Annotated in this window: 17 protein-coding genes; 11 read left to right on the top strand and 6 right to left on the bottom strand. The window is 62.3% G+C overall.

Annotated features, from left to right (window positions below):
- Positions 1–5: 5 nt before the first annotated feature.
- Positions 6–2,093: a TonB-dependent receptor gene (locus P2T68_RS13815; RefSeq protein WP_277379481.1), complete on the top strand. Its 2,088-nt coding sequence runs from the start codon at positions 6–8 to the stop codon at positions 2,091–2,093.
- 30 nt (positions 2,094–2,123) lie between these two features.
- Here P2T68_RS13815 and P2T68_RS13810 read toward each other — a convergent pair whose 3' ends face one another.
- Both P2T68_RS13810 and P2T68_RS13805 read right to left on the bottom strand, forming a co-directional pair.
- Positions 2,124–3,458, bottom strand: coding sequence for an ATP-binding protein (locus P2T68_RS13810; protein ID WP_193689526.1), 1,335 nt, complete (start codon positions 3,456–3,458; stop codon positions 2,124–2,126).
- Positions 3,455–4,114, bottom strand: coding sequence for a response regulator transcription factor (locus P2T68_RS13805; protein ID WP_168232122.1), 660 nt, complete (start codon positions 4,112–4,114; stop codon positions 3,455–3,457). Before P2T68_RS13805 ends, P2T68_RS13810 begins: the two co-directional genes overlap by 4 nt.
- 131 nt (positions 4,115–4,245) lie before the next feature.
- Between P2T68_RS13805 and P2T68_RS13800 the strand changes: the two genes are divergently transcribed.
- The 5 genes from P2T68_RS13800 (at position 4,246) to P2T68_RS13780 (ending at position 9,023) form a co-directional block, all read left to right on the top strand.
- Complete coding sequence (locus tag P2T68_RS13800) at positions 4,246–4,569, top strand: PepSY domain-containing protein (protein ID WP_069076556.1); 324 nt, start codon at positions 4,246–4,248, stop codon at positions 4,567–4,569.
- A gap of 82 nt (positions 4,570–4,651) precedes the next feature.
- Positions 4,652–5,122, top strand: coding sequence for a DUF2271 domain-containing protein (locus P2T68_RS13795; protein WP_024076281.1), 471 nt, complete (start codon positions 4,652–4,654; stop codon positions 5,120–5,122).
- A 25-nt stretch (positions 5,123–5,147) separates the two neighbouring features.
- A complete protein-coding gene (locus P2T68_RS13790) occupies positions 5,148–7,328 on the top strand; it encodes a PepSY domain-containing protein (RefSeq protein ID WP_277379480.1) in 2,181 nt (726 codons plus the stop codon).
- Positions 7,318–8,325 carry an FAD:protein FMN transferase gene (locus tag P2T68_RS13785; protein WP_277379752.1) on the top strand — a complete coding sequence of 336 codons (1,008 nt, stop codon included), beginning with the start codon at positions 7,318–7,320 and terminating at the stop codon, positions 8,323–8,325. Before P2T68_RS13790 ends, P2T68_RS13785 begins: the two co-directional genes overlap by 11 nt.
- Positions 8,322–9,023, top strand: coding sequence for a VIT family protein (locus tag P2T68_RS13780; protein ID WP_024076284.1), 702 nt, complete (start codon positions 8,322–8,324; stop codon positions 9,021–9,023). The genes P2T68_RS13785 and P2T68_RS13780 overlap by 4 nt, the downstream gene beginning before the upstream one ends.
- Positions 9,024–9,030: 7 nt before the next feature.
- Here P2T68_RS13780 and P2T68_RS13775 read toward each other — a convergent pair whose 3' ends face one another.
- The gene (locus P2T68_RS13775) at positions 9,031–9,693 is read right to left on the bottom strand and encodes a C39 family peptidase (protein ID WP_102624292.1); all 663 of its coding nucleotides are present in this window, start codon (positions 9,691–9,693) and stop codon (positions 9,031–9,033) included.
- A gap of 234 nt (positions 9,694–9,927) precedes the next feature.
- Between P2T68_RS13775 and P2T68_RS13770 the strand changes: the two genes are divergently transcribed.
- Positions 9,928–10,089, top strand: coding sequence for a hypothetical protein (locus P2T68_RS13770; protein ID WP_168232119.1), 162 nt, complete (start codon positions 9,928–9,930; stop codon positions 10,087–10,089).
- On the opposite strand, the gene P2T68_RS13765 is transcribed toward P2T68_RS13770, so the two are convergent.
- Positions 10,086–10,496: a hypothetical protein gene (locus P2T68_RS13765; RefSeq protein WP_041161254.1), complete on the bottom strand. Its 411-nt coding sequence runs from the start codon at positions 10,494–10,496 to the stop codon at positions 10,086–10,088. The two genes, P2T68_RS13770 and P2T68_RS13765, sit on opposite strands and share 4 nt — an antisense overlap.
- Before the next feature lie 240 nt (positions 10,497–10,736).
- On the opposite strand from P2T68_RS13765, the gene P2T68_RS13760 reads away from it, so the two are divergent.
- The 4 genes from P2T68_RS13760 (at position 10,737) to P2T68_RS13745 (ending at position 17,304) form a co-directional block, all read left to right on the top strand.
- Positions 10,737–13,958 carry an efflux RND transporter permease subunit gene (locus P2T68_RS13760; RefSeq protein WP_024076287.1) on the top strand — a complete coding sequence of 1,074 codons (3,222 nt, stop codon included), beginning with the start codon at positions 10,737–10,739 and terminating at the stop codon, positions 13,956–13,958.
- Positions 13,948–15,117 carry an efflux RND transporter periplasmic adaptor subunit gene (locus P2T68_RS13755; protein ID WP_024076288.1) on the top strand — a complete coding sequence of 390 codons (1,170 nt, stop codon included), beginning with the start codon at positions 13,948–13,950 and terminating at the stop codon, positions 15,115–15,117. The genes P2T68_RS13760 and P2T68_RS13755 overlap by 11 nt, the downstream gene beginning before the upstream one ends.
- A complete protein-coding gene (locus P2T68_RS13750; protein WP_193689530.1) occupies positions 15,101–16,519 on the top strand; it encodes an efflux transporter outer membrane subunit in 1,419 nt (472 codons plus the stop codon). The genes P2T68_RS13755 and P2T68_RS13750 overlap by 17 nt, the downstream gene beginning before the upstream one ends.
- 326 nt (positions 16,520–16,845) lie before the next feature.
- On the top strand, positions 16,846–17,304 hold the full coding sequence (locus P2T68_RS13745; RefSeq protein ID WP_069076561.1) for a transposase: 459 nt from the start codon (positions 16,846–16,848) through the stop codon (positions 17,302–17,304).
- Positions 17,305–17,366: 62 nt separating this feature from the next.
- On the opposite strand, the gene P2T68_RS13740 is transcribed toward P2T68_RS13745, so the two are convergent.
- Together P2T68_RS13740 and P2T68_RS13735 are read right to left on the bottom strand one after the other, a co-directional pair.
- Positions 17,367–18,650 (bottom strand): Zn-dependent hydrolase, encoded by a 1,284-nt coding sequence (locus P2T68_RS13740; protein WP_024076290.1) that lies wholly within the window; start codon positions 18,648–18,650, stop codon positions 17,367–17,369.
- Between the two features lie 24 nt (positions 18,651–18,674).
- Entirely contained in the window at positions 18,675–20,162 is a 1,488-nt protein-coding gene (locus P2T68_RS13735) for an NCS1 family nucleobase:cation symporter-1 (protein ID WP_150055858.1), read from the bottom strand.
- Positions 20,163–20,622: the final 460 nt, after the last annotated feature.

Raw genomic sequence — 20,622 nt, 5'->3', positions numbered from 1 at the left:
GCGTTATGCCTGCTCCATTGACTTTGCCGTGCGCAAAGCGCGTTTGCGTGTCCCGATCCCTATGGCCGCTCCTGTCGGTCGGTTTGTTCGCCATCAACCCGCTGCCCCTGGTTTTGGCCGAAGCCAGTAGAACCGAAGACTCAACCCTCACCCTCGGCACCGTCACGGTCCAGGGCGCCACCGGCAGCAATGGCCCGCTGAGTACCAGCAGTGTGCTCAGCTCAGTGGATGTGCTCGGCGCCGATATCCTCGAAAAAATGCCGGTCAATTACAGCTGGGAGTTGTTCAGCCGTGCGCCGGGGGTGATGCTCACCGAATTCAACCAAGGCACCACCTCCGGCAAGATTTCCTTTCGCGGTTTTAACGGCGAAGGTGAAGTCAACGCGGTGAAGTTGCTGATCGACGGCATTCCGAGCAACAGCAACGACGGCAATATGCCGTTCATGGACATGATCTTCCCCCTGGAGCTGGACAGCATAGAAGTGGTACGCGGTACCAGCGATGCGCGCTACGGCCTGAACAACATCGCCGGTAATGTGAACATGCTGACCCGCACCGGTGGCGACTACACCAAGGCACGTATTCGCTATGGCAGCTACAACACGCAGGAGACCCAGCTCGCCAAGGGCATCGAAACCAGCAACTGGACGCAGAACTACTTCTTCGCCTACCAGAAATCCGACGGCTACCGCGATCACGCCCAGGCAGACAAGTTTTCCATGGCCGGCAAATGGTTCTATACCCCGGACGACAACCGCTACCGTATCGGCCTGATCGCCCGTCACTACGAAACCGAGGCGCAGGAACCCGGCTACCTGAGTGAAGAGGACGCCCACCAGCACCCGACCATGACCAACAGCTACAACGCCACCGACAAAGGCACGCGGCGGATGAACCAGCTCAGCGTGCACTTCGACACCGAGCTGGCCGACACCTTGGCCTGGGCGGCGAAAACCTACGTCAACACCTTCGACGACCGGCGCTGGACGCAATATTGGCGCACCAGCGCCCAGCAAGAGCGCGATGCGTACGAAACCCAATACGGCGCCCTCACCTCCCTGACCTGGCGCCCTGAAGTCAGCTGGCTGTATGACTTCGCCCTGGAAGGCGGCGCGGACATGCAGCAGCAACACAACAAAAGCGAGCGCTACCGCACCAAGGACCGGGTCCGGCAGGCCCAAACCCGTGACCAGCAATTCGACTTCGATACCTACGGCGCCTACGTGCAGGCCGAGATCAAACCGTTCGAGTCGCTGAAGATCATCCCGGCCTATCGCGTCGATAAGATCCAAGGCGACTTCACCAACGAAATGACCGGCCTGGACTACGCCATCAATGACTATGGGCTGATCAAACAACCCAAGCTCAGCGTGGTGTATTCACCGTGGGACGTTGCCAGCGTCTATGCCAACTGGGGCCGTACATTTCAGGTGGGTACCGGTGCCGCGGCCTACAAGATTCCGCCAAGGGATACGGATCTCGCGCCGTCCATCAACGAAGGCTGGGAAACCGGCATCAAGTTCACGCCCGCCGATTGGATCGACGGCCGCGTGGCTTATTGGCAACAAAAGGCCAGTGGCGAAGTCAGTCGTCGACTCAACGACCCGAGTGGTGAGTCGGATAACGTCGGCCAAACCCGGCGCTGGGGTTACGACGCGCAGGTGAACCTGCACCCGAACGAGCGTACCGATCTCTGGATGGCCTACGCCTGGCAGTACTCGAAAATACTCCAGCCCAGTTCAACCTTGCCCAACAGCAAAGGCCAGGAGATCGACCACATCCCTCATCACCTGTACAACGCCGGGGTCAGCTACAAGGCGACCCCCGCCCTGCAATTGACGGCGTGGATGAATGGCCAGACGAATTACTACCTTGAACGCGAAAATACCCGGGGGACTTACGGTGGCTACGTCCTGATGAACCTCGGCGCCAGTTACCGGGTGACCGAGTCGGTCAGTGTCGATCTGCAGCTGAAGAACCTTACCAATCGCTACTATGAATACGTCTGGTACGACCCGGACGGTGCCCAGGCTTCGCTGCATTCACCCGGTGACGGGCGGGCGTTGTATACCGGCGTCAGTGTGGATTTCTGAGGCAAGCAGTCGCTGGGGCTCAGTCAACGTTCAGGTCGGCAGGCGCAAAAACTGAACGTTGACTTCGAACCCGTCGTCTCTGCCGGCCGCGGGCGAAGCCAGGGTCATACGCGCCTTGACCCCTTGGACGATGGTCTTGGCAATGGCCAGGCCGAGCCCTGTGCCGCTGGCTTCGCTGCTGCCGCGCACAAAGCGCTCGGTCAGGCGCTGTAACACTGGTGCAGGCACAGCCGGTCCACCATTGACCACCCGCAGCAGCGCCTGGTCCGTCAGGCTGACTTCAACCGGTTGGTCCTGCGCCCCATACTTCAATGCATTCTCGATCAGGTTGCGCAGCAGAATACCGAACGCGTCCGGGTCAATCGCCGCATACACACTGCCCTGGGTAGGAAGCTGCAAGCGGATGCGCTGACCGCTGCTGCGATTCCATTCATCGACCCCATGGGCCAGCAAGGGGATCAGGTCCTGGGGCGCCTCGGACAACAGCCCGCCGCCCTCGGCCTTGGCCAACTGCATGAGCTTTTCCGACAGCCGTGCCAGCTCGCGCAATGAGTTTTCGATCTTCGTCGCACGCATGCGTAATGGACCTTCCGGCGCTTCCTGGCGCAGGCGCTGGATCTGCGCCAACGTCGCGGCCAACGGGGTGCGCAATTCATGGGCACTGTTGGCGGTGAAGCTACGCTCGGCCTCCAATGCCTTGCGCAGGCGCTCCAACAGGTGGTTGACCGCGTCGGCCAACGGGTCGATTTCTGCCGGCAACCGCGCCACGCTGATCGGCGACAAATCCCCCACCCCTCGGGCTTCCACGGCACGGCGATAGGCCAACACGCTACGCAGGCTGACGCGCACAAACAGCCAAGTGCCCAACAAGCTGATGGGGATCAACGCCAATAGCGGCAGCAACAACGCAAACAAGGCTTCCCGCGCCGCCTCGCGGCGATGCCCCAGCGGCTCGGCGATCTCAATGAACAACGTATTGCGCAGCGCACTCGCACCATACAGCCGGTACTTTTTCGTGGTAGAGAACCCTTCGCGCGGCGAGTCGTTGAATATCTTCGGGTTGGCGTCATGGGACTGCATCAGGATCTGGCCCTGGGCATCACGCACCAGGTAGGTCAGATACTCCTTGTGCATCTTCAAGGTTGCGATGTGCTGGGCGGTGCGCGGTTCTTCGCGGTTGCTGATTTCCAGCACGGCCAGGGGCAGGATGCGTTGCGCGGTCTCTTCCAGGGCACTGTCGAACGCTTCGTTCAACTCATGTTGCACCACCAGCCAGGCGCCGACGGTCGCGCCCAGCCAGAGCAAGGTCATGCCCAGGGTCAGTCCCAGGCCAAGGCGCCTTTGCAGGCTGATCGGCGACTTCATACGGTCATCAACCGATAGCCCATGCCGCGCACGGTTTCCACCAGCTCACGCCCCAGTTTTTTACGCAGGCGGCTGATGTAGACCTCGATGGTGTTGCTCTCGATTTCGGCGCCAAAGGCATACAAGCGCTCTTCGAGCTGCGACTTCGACAGCAACGCCGTAGGGCGCTGCACAAACGCCTCGAACAGCGCCCACTCGCGTGCCGTGAGGTCAATGGTGACGCCGGCGCGCTGCACGGTGCGCGCGTTCATGTCGATCTGTAATTCACCGAGCCTGATCAGGGGGTTCGGGTTGCCGCTGTAGCGGCGGGCCACCGCGGCCACACGGGCCGAGAGTTCAAACAGGTCGAACGGTTTGACCAAGTAGTCGTCGGCGCCGGCATTCAGGCCGGCGATGCGGTCGGAAATCTGGTCCTGGGCGGTGAGGATGATCACCGGGGTCACGTTGCCAGCCGAACGCTGCTGGCGCAAAAAGTCCAGCCCGCGACCGTCAGGCAACATCAGGTCCAACAGAATCAGGTCATACGGCGTGGTACGCACACTGGCGCTCGCATGCTCCAGTCGCTGCACCCAATCGACGGCGTGACCGTCATCGGCAATCTGTTCGCGCACCGCCTCGCCCAGCCCAGGTGCGTCCTCGACCAATAAAACGCGCATCTGGCACCTCCTCTGATGGTTGTCGTGCAGCACCCTAGCGGCCTTACCTGACGTGAATCTGAAGATTCAGCCGGTTGTCAGGAATGCCCCCTAGGGTATGCCGCACAGGCCCATCGAATCGGAGATAGATCATGAAACCCGCTTTTATTGCCAGCACCGCCCTGCTGAGCGTCCTGCTCGGCGGGTACGCCCTGGCCGATGATGACTGCCGCGAGCCGGTCAACGACTGGCAACCGCGCGAAACCTTGCGCCAGCAGGTCGAGCAGCAATACGGCTGGAGTGTGCAGCGCATCAAGGTCGACGACGGTTGCTACACGCTCAAGGCCACCGACCGCAAGGGCAATGCGATCGAAGCCAGCTACGCACCCGCCTCGCTTCGCCTGCGCAAACTGGAAATCCATTTCGGCGACAACGGCGACGCACGGGATTACCTCGACCGCCCTGGTGCTCAATGAGCCTGACGCTTTCCAAGGCTTTCAGGTTGCTGTCAGCCAGCAGGTCCAGGCTTTCGCCACAACGCTCAACCAGGACATCCCCATGAAAACACTCTTCGCTGCAACCTGCCTCGCCGGCGCCCTTGCTCTCCCGAGCCTGGCCCAGGCCCGAGAAGTCACCCTGACCACCCAGCTCAAGCCCTACAGCGGCAACGGTGCGTACCTGGCGATCTATGTCACTGACGCCAACGGCCAGTACCAGAAAACCCTTTGGGTGGCCGGCAAGAAAGCCAAGTACTACCGCCACCTGAGCGACTGGGCCCGTGGCAGCGGCATGAACCCAAGCGAGTTTGACGGGCTCAGCGGCGCCAGCGTCGGCAGCGGCGACACCCTCACCGTCAGCGTTGAACTGGCCGACACCTTGATCGATGCCGGGTATCAGATCCGTATCGACAGCGCCGTGGAAGACAAACGCGACAGCCGCGCCGACGTCAGCGTTGCCCTGACATCGAGCGGGTCGAGCAAGCCGGTGAGCGGCAACACTTACGTCGAGTCGTTTACCTACGCCCTGTAGTACTCGCCACTTCTGGAGGCTGAACATGCTTCGCCAGTTCCACTCACTGCCCGGACTGATCGCCGCCCTGCTGGTCATGATCATGGCCATCAGCGGCGCAGTGTTGTCCGTCAACCCAGCGCTGGAACGCCTGCACAGCACGTCAATCGAGGCCGGGCAGCTCAATGTCGGCCAGTTGGCCGGGCGCATCGCCCAGCATTTTCCGGGGGTGGAGCAGATTCAGCGCACCGCGTCCGGGACGTTGATCATCTACTACACTCAGGACGGCCAGGCCGCTGCGCAAAGGGTCGATCCACTGACGGGCGAGGGCCTTGGCCCCTACGAGCCGTCTGCCGTTTCGCGCTGGGTCAAAGACCTGCATCGCTCGCTGTTCATGGACACCACAGGGCACGGGATCGCGGGTATCGGCGCGCTTTTCATGCTGATTCTTTGCGTGTCTGGCGCGCTGTTGCTGGCGCGCCGCCTGGGCGGCCTGCGCAACCTGCTGCGACCGCTGCGGGGCACGTTCAGCCAACGCTGGCATGCCGAAGTCGGGCGCCTGGTCGTGCTTGGCCTGTTGCTCTCGGCCCTGACGGGGCTCTACCTGTGCGCCACCACCTTTGGCCTGGTCGCCGACGGCAGCCAGAGCGAGCCGGCCTTCCCGACCGCCATCAGCGCCGGCGTGGCGCAACCGGTGGCCAACCTGCAAGCCTTGCAGGCCACCGACCTGAATGACCTGCGCGAACTGGTGTACCCGAGCCCCGGTCACCCGCAAGACGTGTTTTCCCTGCGTACCGCTCAGGGCGATGGCTACGTGGACCCGGTCAGCGGCGCGTTGGTGTCTTATCAGGCCCATGATTCGCTGCATGACCTTTACCAATTGATCTATCAATTGCACACCGGTGAAGGCCTCTGGTGGCTGGGCTTGTTCCTTGGCCTCTGCGCCCTCAGCGTGCCCCTGATGAGCGTGACCGGCATGCTGCTCTGGTGGCGCCGCCGCAAGGCCGGCCCGCGCATTCGTCATAACAGCCCTGCCCACGCCGCCGACAGCGTGATTCTGGTGGGCAGTGAAAACAACACCACCTGGGGCTTTGCCAGCACCTTGCATGACGCGCTGCACCAGGCCGGCCATCGGGTGCATAGCGCAGCGATGAATGAATGGACAGGGGATTACCGCAGCGCGCAGCGGGTATTGATCCTGACGGCCACTCATGGCGACGGCGACGCGCCCGCCTCGGCCACACAGTTCCTCAAACGGCTGGAGCAATGCGCGATCAAACCCGGCCTGCCTTTTGCCGTACTGGGTTTTGGCGATCGACAGTTTGCGCAGTTCTGCCAATACGCCCACGTCGTGCAGGCCGCCATGGAGCAGGCCGGCGGCGTGGCGTTATTGCCACTGGAGAGCATCAACCGCCAGTCCTCCCAGGAGCTCATGCGCTGGGGCCTGGACCTGGGTGAAGTCCTCGGGCAGGCGTTGAAACTGGTCCACAACCCCGAGCGACCACGTACCCATCAACTGGTACTGGCCGAATGCACTGTCTATGGCGAGCAAGTACAGGCACCGACCCACGTCCTGCGGTTCAAGGCACCCGGCGGGCTGCCGCGTTTCCAGGCCGGCGATCTGGTCGGCATCTACCCGCCAGGCAGCCCGTTGCCACGCTTTTATTCGCTGGCCAGCAGCCGTGACGATGGCGTACTGGAGATTTGCGTGCGCAAACACGAAGGTGGGCTGTGTTCGGGTTTCCTGCATGGCCTGGCAATCGGCGCGTCGATCGAAGCCTTTATCCAACCCAACCCGCAATTTCGCCCGGCGTCGGGTGCACACCCGGTGATCCTGATTGGTGCGGGTACCGGCATTGGCCCCCTGGCCGGTTTTATTCGCAACAACAAGGCCAGGCACCCGATGCACCTGTATTGGGGCGGGCGTAACCCGGCGTCGGATTTCCTCTATGAACCGGAGCTCAACCGTTACCTGGCCGACCACCGCCTGACCACGTTACGCGCCGCGTTTTCCCAAGTGCAGGACCGCAGCTACGTGCAAGACCGGTTGATCAACGATGCCCTGGCGTTGCGGCGGCTGATTGAAAAAGGCGCCCAGGTGCTGGTGTGTGGCAGTCGCGAGATGGCCAAAGGCGTGATGCAGGCCCTGGATGAAGTACTGGTGCCACTCAACTTGAGTGTGCAAGCCCTCAAGGCACAAGGACGCTACCGTGAAGATGTCTACTGATAGCCAACGCTACAGCCTCAACGGCGAGACCATGGGCACGCGCTACAGCGCCGTGTTCTATGCCGAGGCGGGCCTCGACATCGAGGCGATCAGCCGCAGCCTGGCCCAGGCCGTGGAGCGGGTGGACCAGCAAATGTCCCTCTGGAAAGCCGATTCCGACCTCAATCGCCTCAACGCCGCCCCCGAGCAGACCTGGCTGCCGGTGCCCAAGGAACTGGCCAGCGTGTTGGCGACAGCACTGCGGGTCAGCCAGCAATCCGCCGGCGCCTTCGACATCGCGGTCGGTGACCGGGTCGAGGCCTGGGGCTTTGGCCCTGGCGCCCCCACGATCACCGCACACAACGTCGACACCCTGGCGCCACGCCCCCGCCTGAGCGCCCACGCGGGGTTGACGGTGGACCTGCAACGACATCAAGTGCGCAAACACGCGCCGCTGCACCTGAACCTCAACGCGATCGCCAAAGGCTTTGGCGTCGATGAACTGGCACGCTGCCTGGACGGTTTCGGGCTGACCCGCTACCTGGTCGGTATCGACGGCGAAATGCGGGCCCGAGGCGTGAAGCCGGATGCCCAACCTTGGGTCGTGGCCATTGAAAAGCCGTGCCGGGGCCGGCGGGAAGTCATGGGCGTGATGGAGCTCTGCGATGCGGCCATCGCCACCTCTGGCGACTACCGGCACTGGGTTGACCTCGAGGGGCGACAGTATGCCCACACCCTTGACCCGGCCACTGGCGCGCCCTTGTGCAATACGATCGCCGCCGTCACGGTGGTAGCCGCCTCGTGCATGCTTGCCGATGCCTGGGGCACGGCGTTGATGGTGCTCGGCGAGATCGAAGGCCCACGCCTGGCGCAGGCGCGCGGCATGGACGCGCTGTTCGTGCTGCGCGAGGGTGACCAACTCAAGGAAATATCGATTGTCGACGGCATTCTGCAGGCGCAGATTGAGAACCGTCCGATCCAAACACCGCCCACGAACACGAGTCCCGCTCAACCATGAAATTCATGCACCGGCACACCGAGTCCCATCGCAGTGATCGTATCGGCTGGCTGCGCGCCGCAGTCCTGGGGGCCAACGACGGTATCGTCTCCACCGCCAGCCTGCTGATCGGCGTCGCTGCCGCCAACGCTACCCACGCTTCGCTGCTCGTCACCGGCATGGCCGGGTTGGTGGCGGGCGCAATGTCCATGGCGGCCGGCGAATACGTTTCCGTGCATTCCCAAGCCGATACCGAGCGGGCCGACCTGTCACGGGAACGGGCGGAGCTGGCGAGCAACCCGAAGGCCGAACATAGCGAGCTTGCCCACATCTACATGCACCGCGGGGTGTCACCCGAACTGGCCCACCAGGTCGCCGATCAGTTAATGGCACACGACGCCCTGGGCGCACATGCCCGTGACGAGTTGGGCATCAGCGAGGCACTCACGGCCAAACCGCTGCAAGCGGCACTCGCCTCGGCCGCCAGTTTTGTGGTCGGTGCCGCATTGCCACTCGCGGTAACGGTGATCGCGCCGCCCCACAGCGTGGTGCCGTGGATATCCGGCATGTCCCTGCTGTTTCTGGCCAGCCTGGGCGGCGTCGCGGCCAAGGCCGGCGGAGCAAGCATCATCACCGGCGCTTGGCGAGTGACCCTGTGGGGGGCACTCGCCATGGGCGTTACGGCGACCGTAGGAGCGCTGTTTGGCGCGGTGGTGTAGGTGGCGCTTACTTTTTCTCAGCCAACACCTTGAGCGCCTGCGCCGCTGCCTGCTCCTGCCCGGCCTGGGCAGTGGCGTTGGCGGCTTCACGCCAGCGTTGTGCGTCCACGTTGGCCGGCAACTGGCTCGGGCGCTGGGTCAGGATGGCCCAGTGTCCGGCGCTCTTCCACGCCGATTCAAAATCACTGAAGCCCATCAACAGTCGCCGGTCCATGCCTGAACGCAACAACACGGTGCTCTTCTGCTGGTTAAAGCCGACGACCACCACGTAGTGCGGTTCAGACCAGAACCGGCCACTGATGCGCGCCATCACCGGGTAGCCCGCCGCCACCTGCGCCAGCACCGCGGTCAGCTTGGCATCCAGCGGGTACACCATCAGCCCGTACTCACGCGCCAGCACCTGCATGTTGCGCTCCAGATCAGCCTGCGCAGCGGGCAAGCGCAGCGGTTTATCGAGCAAGCCCGGTGTCATCACAATGCCTTGTTGCGACAGCATGCTGGCTAATGCCGTAGGACCGCTCTGATAGGCATCGCTGCGAAACGTCGGGACGCCATTGAGTTCAACGCGCTCCGGCAAGCCCGCAAGCTTCGACGGATGACCGGAACAGGCCGCCAGCCCGAGGGCACAGGCCAGCAACCAGGATGTTTTAACGTTCGACCGTAACCGCAATTTTTTTACTCTCTTGATCAACTGTCGGTGAGGGGCCTGATCATAGCCCAATCGCGCCGACAGTAAACCGCGGGCAATGGCGTTCTCTATAGCCGAGAACCCCAGTAAACACGCGGTGATAGAGCAAACAAGTTGGATGGACACGACCATTGGTCAATAGCAGGCAACCGCCGGGTAGCTAGACTGTCCATTGAGAAGACTGTGTGTGCCCCCTACGGGGCGAAGGAGGCCCGAATGAGCCTTGCAACAACGATTGTCCTGTTGATCTGCGGTTGGCTGGCGGTAGCCGGCGCCATGTTGTGGGGGGTGTTGCGCATTACCCGCCGGCACCATCACCCCCACGCCAGACCCACTGCGCCCGCCAAGCCGCATAAGCGCGCGGTGCACCACGCCTAGCCAGGCATGCAATTGAAGTCCTGCGTCGCGGCGACTTCCTTACCGTGACCATCCATCAGGGATGCGCGCACAGTGGTGCCCAGGCTGGATTCCACCAGGGTGTAGTGTTCACCCGCCTTGAAGTGCTTGTACTCCACGCGGCCCTGGCAATCCTGCTGGTTATCGTCGCCCGGTTCCTCCTCATAGAGCGTCACATCCAGGCGGTGGTCCCCCGGTGGCACTTCAAAAAAGCGCCCGTCATCCACGCGTTTGCCATCCACGCGCTCGGCCATCAAGTCATTCGGGGCTTCTTCCTTCAAGCCGATCCAGGCTTCGCTCGGGTCAGCCTTGGGAATCGGGCCGGCACAGGCCGACAACAACAAGACCGCGCCCAGGGCGGGAATCAGCAGGAGTGGTTTAAGTGACAGGTTTTTCAAGTTCATGGCAGGGCTCCAAAGGACATCGATCAAGGCGCTGGACGCAGAAAAGTGACTCGCGTCCGATGGGGTACAAGCTTGAGGAGCTCGCCTTTGTAGAACAAATGAATACACATGAAACGATCTTCAGCGCATAACTAAAACTTCCTTCACCTGGCTGAAAGGTGCGTGTTAGGTGGGTCGGTCAAGACTGCCGGGGTTTGCAATCCTGCTCCCTCCGGAGGTTCACGCATGCTCGGGCTGGTAAAGACCGCACTGCAAAAGCCATACACGTTTATCGTGCTGGCCATATTTATCTGCATCGTCGGGCCCATGGCGGCCCTGCGCACCCCCACCGATGTTTTTCCCGATATTGGCATCCCCGTCGTCGCCGTGGTGTGGCAATACAACGGCCTGTCGCCGGACGCCATGGCCGGTCGGGTGATCTACACCTATGAACGCTCCTTGAGCACCACCGTCAACGACATCGAACATATCGAATCGCAATCGCTGCCCGGCATGGGCATCGTCAAGATCTTCTTCCAACCCGGCGTGGATATCCGCACCGCCAATGCCCAAGTCACGGCGGTATCACAAACCGTACTCAAGCAAATGCCGCCGGGCATCACGCCGCCGCTGATCCTCAACTACAGCGCCTCGACGGTGCCGATCCTGCAAATGGCGTTCTCCAGCCCGACGCTGTCTGAAGCCAGGATCCGCGACCTGGTGCAGAACAATATCCGCCTGCCCTTGAGCGCCCTGCCCGGCCTGGCCATGCCCACGCCGATGGGCGGCAAACAGCGCCAGATCACCCTCGACCTCGACCCGCAGGCGCTGGCCGCCAAGGGCTTGTCGGCACAGGACGTGGGCAACGCCCTGGCGCTGCAAAACCAGATCATCCCGGTGGGCACCGCCAAGCTCGGCCCCAACGAATACACGATCCTGCTCAACAACAGCCCGAAGGCCATCGATGAGCTCAACGACCTGCCGATCAAAACGGTTGATGGCGCACTGATCACCATCGGCCAGGTGGCCCACGTGCGCGATGGCTCGCCGCCGCAGACCAATATCGTGCGCGTCGACGGCCATCGCGCGGTGCTGATGCCGGCGTTGAAAAACGGCAGCATCTCGACCCTGTCGATCATCGACGGCATCCGCCAGATGCTGCCGCGCATCAACGAAACCCTGCCGCCGTCGCTGAAGACTTCGCTGCTGGGCGACGCCTCGGTATTCGTCAAGCAATCGGTGGGCAGCGTGGCCCAGGAAGGCATCATCGCCGCGCTGCTGACCAGCGCAATGATCCTGTTGTTCCTCGGCAGCTGGCGCTCCACGCTGATCATCGCCGCATCGATTCCCCTGGCCGTGCTGTCGGCCATCGCGTTGCTGGCGGTCAGCGGGCAAACCCTTAACGTGATGACCCTCGGCGGGCTGGCGCTGGCGGTGGGGATCCTGGTGGACGACGCCACGGTGACCATCGAAAACATCAACTGGCACCTGGAACAAGGCAAGGCGGTGAAGACCGCGATCCTCGACGGCGCCGCGCAGATCGTCGGCCCGGCATTCGTCTCCCTGCTGTGCATCTGCATCGTGTTTGTGCCGATGTTTTTGCTGCAAGGCATCGCCGGTTACCTGTTCCGGCCGATGGCCCTGGCGGTGATCTTCGCCATGGCCAGTTCGTTCATCCTTTCGCGCACCCTGGTGCCCACCCTGGCAATGTTCCTGCTCAAGCCGCACACGCCGGAGCCCGGTGCGGGGCATCATCCGGAAGATGACTTCATCAACCACCACGAAGGCGAGCAGCACCGCCAACCGCGCAATGCCCTGCTGCAATCGGTGCTGAATTTCCAGCAGGGGTTCGAGCGTCACTTCTCGAATATCCGCGACACCTACCATGGCCTGCTGACCCTCGCGCTGGGCACCCGCAAGGGCTTTATCGTCGGCTTCCTGGCTTGTGTGCTGGCGTCGTTCCTGCTGCTGCCGAGCCTCGGCCAGGACTTCTTTCCCGCCACCGATGCCGGCGCATTGGCGCTGCATGTGCGCCTGCCGCTGGGCACGCGTATCGAAGAAAGCGCGGCGGCCTTCGACCGGATTGAAGCGCGGATTCGCGAAGTGATCCCCGCCGAAGAGCTGGACACCATCGTCGACAATATCGGCATTCCGCTGAGCGGCATCGACATGGCCTACAGCAGCAGCGGCACCATCGGTCCGCAGGACGGTGATATCCAGGTCAGCCTGAAAAAGGGCCACGCGCCCACCGCCGACTACGTGAAAAAACTGCGTGAGGCGCTGCCCCAGAGTTTCCCCGGCAGCCACTTCGCCTTCCTGCCGGCGGACATCAGCAGCCAGATCCTCAACTTCGGCGCGCCGGCTCCGCTGGACGTGAAAATCTCCGGGCGCAGCGATGAAGAAAACCGTGCCTATGCCGTGGAGCTTGAGCGTCGACTGCAACACGTACCCGGCATCGCCGACCTGCGTATCCAGCAGTCCACCGGCTACCCGTCGCTGCAAGTGAATGTCGACCGTATGCGCGCCAACGGCCTGGGCATTACCGAACGGGACGTGACCAACAGCATGGTCGCCTCCCTCGCCGGCAGCTCGCAAACCGCACCGACCTTCTGGCTTAACCCGGCCAATGGCGTGTCCTATTCCATCGTCGCCGCCACCCCGCAATATCGTCTCGACAGCCTGCCATCGCTGGAAGCGCTGCCGGTGACCGGTGCCGACGGCCAGTCGCAGATCCTCGGCGGCGTGGCGACCATCTCCCGCGTGCAAAGCCCGGCAGTGGTCACGCACTACAACATCGAACCGACCCTGGACCTGTACGCCAACGTGCAAGGCCGTGACCTCGGCGGCGTGGCCCGCGACGTGCAAAAAGTGCTGGACGACACCGCATCGATGCGTCCCAAGGGCGCGGTGATCAGCCTGCATGGCCAGATCGATGCGCTGCACGAAGCCTTCAGCGGCTTGAGCTTTGGCCTGCTCGGCGCAGTGGTGCTGATCTACCTGCTGATCGTGGTCAACTTCCAGTCGTGGGTCGATCCGTTCGTGATCATCACCGCATTGCCGGCGGCGCTCGCAGGGATCGTGTGGATGCTGTTCCTCACCGGGACGTCGTTGTCGGTGCCGGCATTGACCGGCGCGATCCTGTGCATGGGCGTGGCCACCGCCAACTCGATCCTGGTGGTGAGCTTCTGCCGCGAACGCCTGGCCGAGCATGGCGATGCTCTGAAGGCCGCGCTGGAAGCCGGCTATACGCGCTTTCGCCCGGTGTGCATGACGGCCCTGGCGATGATCATCGGCATGTTGCCCCTGGCCCTTTCCGAAGAACAGAACGCGCCCCTTGGCCGAGCGGTGATCGGCGGCTTGATCTGCGCCACCGTCGCCACCCTGTTATTTGTTCCCGTGGTCTTCAGCCTGGTCCACGGTCGTCACTCTACTCGCGCAGTTGCTGGAGAAAACCCACATGTCGTCTGATCACAACCCCTCGCGCAAGCGTCTGATGCTCATGGGTGTCGGCGGCCTGACCCTGGCCGCCCTGTTGGTCGCCAACGGCCTGCATGCCCGCACGATGCACGAACAATCGGTCACCGCCTGGACCGAAACCGCCGCCATCCCCCAAGTCATGGTGTTCCAGCCACAACAGAACGTGGCCGGCGACACCCTGCGCCTGCCCGCGCACCTCGAGGCCTGGAGCAAGGCGCCGATCCATGCGCGGGTCAGCGGTTACCTGAAGGACTGGAAAGTTGATATCGGCAGCCAGGTCAAGGCCGGGCAAATCCTCGCCGAGATCGACAGCCCCGACCTCGACCAGCAACTGGCACAAACCCACGCGCGCCTGGTGCAGCAACAGGCCAATGCACGCTTGGCCGAAACCACCGCCACACGCTGGCAAAACCTGCTGGGCAGCCACTCGGTGTCGCGCCAGGAAGCCGATGAAAAAACCTCCAACGCCGCGGCCGCAAAGGCCAACGCCGAGGCGGCCGCGGCCGACTATGCACGGCTATCGGCGCTGGAAAGCTACAAGACCATCCGGGCCCCCTTCGCCGGCACCATCACCGCGCGCAACACCGATATCGGCCAGTTGATCAAGGCCGATACCGACAGCGATCCGGAACTGTTCAACATCGCCGACACCCACCAATTGCGCCTCTATGTGCCGGTACCGCAGAACTATGCGGCGGTGATTCACCCAGGGCTGGAAGCCGAACTGACGGTGCCCGAGCATCCCGGCAAACACTTCAAGGCGCGCCTGATCGGCGACTCCACCGCCATCGACCGTCGCTCCGGCACCCTGCTCGCGCAGTTCGTCGCCGACAACCCCCACGGCGAACTGCTGCCCGGTGATTACGCCGAAGCCACCCTGCCGATTCCGGCGGATACCCATGGCGTCAGCATCCCGGCCAGTGCGCTGATCTTCCGTGCCCAAGGCACTCAGGTCGCGGTGCTCGATGCGCGGAACCATGTGCACCTGCAAGACATCCATATCGGCCTCGACCTCGGCGAACGCCTGGTCATCGACCAGGGCCTGAAACCCGCTGACCGCATCGTCGACAACCCGCCCGACGCCCTGCGCGAAGGCGACCCGGTGCAACTGGCCGACGCCTCCGGAGGTGCGCATGCGCCCAAGGCTTAAGCCCCTCGCGGCGTTGATGCTGCTGGCATTGCAAGGCTGCTCGATGGCGCCGACCTACCACGTGCCGTCGATCGACCTGCCGGCGAACTACCGCGAACAGACCAGCGACGGTCCATGGCACAGCGCGCAGCCGTCCGACCAACTGGCGCCGCAGTGGTGGACGCTCTACCACGAGCCGCGCCTGAATCAGCTGCAACAGCAACTGATCGAGGCCAACCCGGACCTGGCGGCAGCGCTGGCGCACTTCGATGCGTCCCAGGCGTATGCCAGCCAATTGCATGCCGGGCTGTTCCCGCAAATCACCGCCAGCGCGCAGCCGTTGCGCCAGCGCCAATCGGATTCACGGCCGCTGCGCGGGGATACGCAGCCATCGGTATACAACAGCAACACCGCCGGCTTTTCCCTGAGCTACGACCTGGACCTGTGGGGCAAAATCCGCAACCAGGTCGCGGCCGGTGATGCCCAGGCGCAAGCGTCCGGCGATGACTTGGCCGTGGCGCGCCTGAGCCTGCAACGTCAGCTGGCGACGCTGTATGTGCAGCTCAATGGGCTGGATGCACAGCGTCGGATTCTCAACCGTTCGCTGGAGGATTACAGCCAGGCCCTGCAACTGACGCGCAGCCGTTATGAAGGCCAGATCGCCTCCGAACTGGACCTGACTCGCGCGCAAAATCAACTGGCCGAAGCCAAGGCACAACTGGATGAAGTCACCGGCCAGCGCAACCTCACCGAACATGCGATCGGTGAACTGGTGGGCGTGGCGGCCAGTGACTTTACGCTGCCGCAGAGCCAACACCTGATGACCCTGCCCGGGATTCCCTCGCAGTTGCCAAGCCACCTGCTGCAACGCCGCCCGGATATTGCCGCGGCGGAACGCCGGGTGTTTGCCGCCAATGCGAATATCGGCGTGGCCAAGGCGGCGTGGTATCCGGATTTCAGTTTGACCGGGTTGATCGGGGGGCAGACGCAAGGGGTGGGCAACCTGCTGTCCGCCAGCAACCGCTATTGGGCATTGGGGCCGATGATGAACTTGCCGATCTTCGATGGGGGACGCCTGAGCGCCAATGAACGCCAGGCAAAGGCCGAGTTTGAAGAAGCGTCGGCGCAGTACCGCAGCCAGGTGCTCAAGGCCGTGCGTGAGGTGGAAGATAACCTGGCGCAACTGCGGGACTTGCAGCAGGAAGCGCAGGATGAACAAGCCGCGGCAGATGCGGCGCAGCGCACCCAGTCCCTGGCGATGAACAGCTATCAGGCGGGCGCGGTGAGTTATCTGGATGTGGTGACGGCGCAGACGGCGGCATTGCAAGCCCAGCGGACATTGCAGGCGGTGCAGACGCGGCAGTTGCAGGCGAGTATCGGCTTGGTCACAGCCCTGGGCGGCGGTTGGCAGCCTGAGGCCTGACACCGCCCTCAGGCACCGTTCAGGCTAAATGCAGGAGGACAGCCAGTTCATCCGTAGCTGAGCCACCGCTATCGGGGGCAAGCCCCCTCCCACACTGATGCTGTGTCAGACACATACTGTATGAACACCGCAGCTCCCCTGTGGGAGGGGGCTCCCTCCCACACTGATCCTGTGTCAGACACATAATGTATAAACGCCACTGAGCCCCTGTGGGAGGGGGCTTGCCCCCGATAGCGCCCTTCCAGACACATCCTGCCAACAGCCTGCCCATCAGCCTCTTGCCCTCCGATCTAGCCTCTCCAGGCACATCTTGAGAGGGCCAGGGAATGGCAGATTTACCCGCTTCACACCGCCTGCGCATCGGCCGCGTCAGCGAACCCAACCGCATCTACCTCATCACCACCAACACCCACGAACGCATACCGATATTCAACAATTTCCATCTCGGTCGCTTGGTGGTCTGGCAATTTCGGTTAGCCCAGTACCAAGGGCTGGCGAACTCCCTGGCTTGGGTGGTCATGCCGGACCACTTTCATTGGATTATCGAGCTACAGAAAGGCTCGCTGGCGGATTTGATGCGGCAGGTGAAATCCAAGAGCACGCGATCCGTCAATGGCGTAAGTGGTCGCAAGGGGCGGCTCTGGCAAGAGAGCTTCCATGACCGGGCACTGCGCAAGGAAGATGACCTGGTAAAAATGGCCAGGTATGTGGTGGCGAATCCATTGCGGGCGGGGTTGGTGGAGCGGATTGGCGACTACCCATTGTGGGATGCCATCTGGGTCTAACGTCAAACGCAGTTCAAAATGTGGGAGGGGGCTTGCCCCCTCCCACATTTTTTTTGTGCCTTTCAGGCGGCGAGTTTGCCGCTGGCGATGGCGGCTGAAGCGGCCACCATCGCGCGCAACAGCACTGCACAGCCTGCCGCCAGGTCATCCGGTGCCGCATTCTCGATTTCGTTATGGCTGATGCCGCCTTCGCACGGCACGAAGATCATCCCCGCCGGGCCCAGTTCGGCGACGAAAATCGCGTCGTGCCCTGCCCCGCTGACGATGTCCATGTTCGACAGGCCCAGGCCATTCGCCGCATCGCGCACAGCGTCCACGCAACCTTTATCGAAGTACAGCGGCGGGAAGTCGGCGGTGGGTTCCATCTCAAAGCTCAGGCCGTGTTTGGCGCTGGTGTCCTCAATCACCTTGCGCACCTGGGCAATCATCGAATCCAACCGCGCCGGTTCCAGATGACGGAAGTCCAGGGTCATGCGCACTTCACCGGGAATGACGTTGCGTGAGCCAGGATAGGCCTGCAGGCAACCGACGGTCCCGCAAGCATGCGGCTGATGCCCCAGCGCCGCCGCATTGACCGCCGCCACCACCGCCGCCGCGCCTACCAGAGCGTCCTTGCGCAGGTGCATCGGCGTCGGCCCCGCATGCGCTTCAACGCCGCGCAGTTTCAGGTCGAACCACTTCTGCCCGAGGGCGCCGAGCACCACGCCGATGGTTTTCTTCTCATCCTCAAGAATCGGCCCCTGTTCGATATGGGCTTCGAAATACGCACCGACCTTGTGCCCGCTGACGGGACGCGTACCTGCGTAGCCAATCGCATTCAGCGCATCGCCCACGCTGACGCCGTCCACATCGACCTTGGCCAAGGTATCGGCCAGGGTGAATTTTTCGGCAAACACCCCAGACCCCATCATGCACGGGGGGAAGCGCGAACCTTCCTCGTTGGTCCACACCACCACTTCCAAGGGCGCTTCGGTTTCGAGCTTGAGGTCATTGAGCGTGCGCAGCACCTCCACCCCTGCCAGCACGCCAAAGCAGCCATCGAACTTGCCGCCTGTAGGCTGGGTGTCGATATGGCTGCCGGTCATCACCGGCGGCAAGTTGGGATTGCGCCCAGGGCGGCGCGCGAAAATATTGCCGATGCCATCAATGGTCACGGTACAGCCGGCGTCTTCGCACCATTGCACGAACAGATCGCGGGCCTTGCGATCGAGGTCGGTGAGGGCCAGGCGGCACACGCCGCCCTTGGGCGTGGCGCCGAGTTTGGCCAGGTCCATCAGCGACTGCCACAAACGGTCGCGGTTGATGTGCTGATGGGTCGATTGCAGAACGTCGAGGGCAGCGTTCATGGGGATCTCCTCAGGCTGTATTTCTTATGAATTGACTTTGACGACTACCGGGCTGATTCCGCGCTTGGCATTCAAGCCGTAATACAACAACCCGCCCAACGCCGAACCGGTAAACCAGCCGTAGCTGTAGAACCAGCTGAACGCATCGCTGCCCAACGACAGCAAGGTCAACACCACCGGCACGCCAAAGGCGACAAAGCCACTCCAGTTCCACGCCGGGTACACGTCGTCGCGGTACAAACCGGCCAGGTCCAGTTGCTGTTTGCGAGTGATGAAGTAGTCCACCACCATGATCCCGGCGATTGGCCCCAGCAAGCTCGAATAGCCCAGCAACCAGTTGGAATACACCGTCTCCAGGCTCACGTCCGAGACGATCAGCCCGAGCTTTTTCAGCAGCTCATGGGCCATCAACGCCAGCCCGACCAGGCCGGTGAGGATCACCGCCGTGGTGCGGTTGATCAGCTTGGGCGCGATGTTCTGGAAGTCGTTGGTGGGCGAGACGATATTCGCCGCCGTGTTGGTGGACAAGGTGGCGACGATGATCAACGCCATGGCCACGGCGACCCACACCGGGCTCTGGATATGGCCGATCAAGGTGACGGGGTCGGACACGCTGACGCCCACTAATTTCACCGAGGCGGCGGTCATGATCACGCCCAGGGCCGCGAACAGGAACATGGTCAGCGGCAGGCCGAAAATCTGCCCGAGGATCTGGTCCTTCTGGCTTTTGGCATAACGACTGAAGTCAGGAATGTTCAACGACAAAGTGGCCCAGAAGCCCACCATCGCGGTAAGGCCGGCCATGAAGTAACCGGTGAGGCTGGCACCTTCGGGGCGTTTCGGTGGAATGGCCATGAGCTCGCTAAGGGAGACATTGGGCATCGCCCACACCAGCAAACCAATGCCCACCGCCACCAGCAGCGGCGCCGACAGGGTTTCCAGGCGCTTGATCGACTCGGCGCCGCGCAGCACCACCCACAAATTCAGGGTCCAGAAAATCATGAAGCCGATCACTTCACCGGTGCCGCCGAGGGACTTCCAACCGTCGAAAATCGAGCCCAGGAACAGGTGAATCGCCAACCCGCCGAACATCGTCTGGATACCGAACCAGCCACAGGCTACCAGCGCGCGTATCAGACACGGCACGTTGGAGCCGAGGATGCCGAACGACGAGCGCAGCAACACCGGGAACGGAATCCCGTACTTCGTGCCGGGGAAGGCGTTGAGGGTCAGCGGAATCAGCACCACGATATTGGCCAGCAGGATCGCCATCAGCGCCTCGCCCACCGACAAACCGAAGTACGCCGTGAGTACCCCGCCCAGGGTGTACGTGGGCACACAGATCGACATACCGACCCACAGCGCGGTGATGTGCCACTTGTTCCAAGTGCGTTCATGCACCTTGGTCGGTGCCATGTCGTGGTTGTAGCGAGGGCTGTCGAGGACGTCGGGGCCGGCGTCGAGTTCGTACAGGCCGTTGCGTTCTATGACTTGCGATCTGTTCTGTTGCATGGCCGCTCCACGGTTTTTTCGAATTATTGTTGCTCATCCCACGCTTTACGCAGGATGGCCGGAGTACCTCGTTGACAACACGACATCACGGGCCCGGCCAGCCGCCACTGCACTCAATAATCGTGCCGACCACTGACCTTCAACCCGCACCGCTTATATAACGTGCTGATGTTAATCAGCTTTCCAATTGAGCCTGCGGTACTTGCCGCGCTACTCAGGCTAAATAACGCGAAAGTTGTCCGAACCCTCAGGGCTCAATCTGGTGCATCACAATTATTTTTATTTACCGCGCCCGTCAAGCGGCATATCTCAAGCGTCTGATTTGCAATAAGAAATGTTGCTCATATTGAGAACCTGTCAAGTGCGTCAAAATGGTGAGCGCTCGCTACATTTTGGTGATTTTCAATTTTTATCCATATAAATCAACAAGTTAATATCGATATAAGCTTATAAAAAATAT

The organism is Pseudomonas sp. G11 (assembly GCF_029457515.1).
Classification (GTDB): domain Bacteria; phylum Pseudomonadota; class Gammaproteobacteria; order Pseudomonadales; family Pseudomonadaceae; genus Aquipseudomonas; species Aquipseudomonas gorinensis.
Note: the sequence above shows the minus strand (reverse complement) of the source record. Positions and strands in the feature narration are given on the sequence as shown.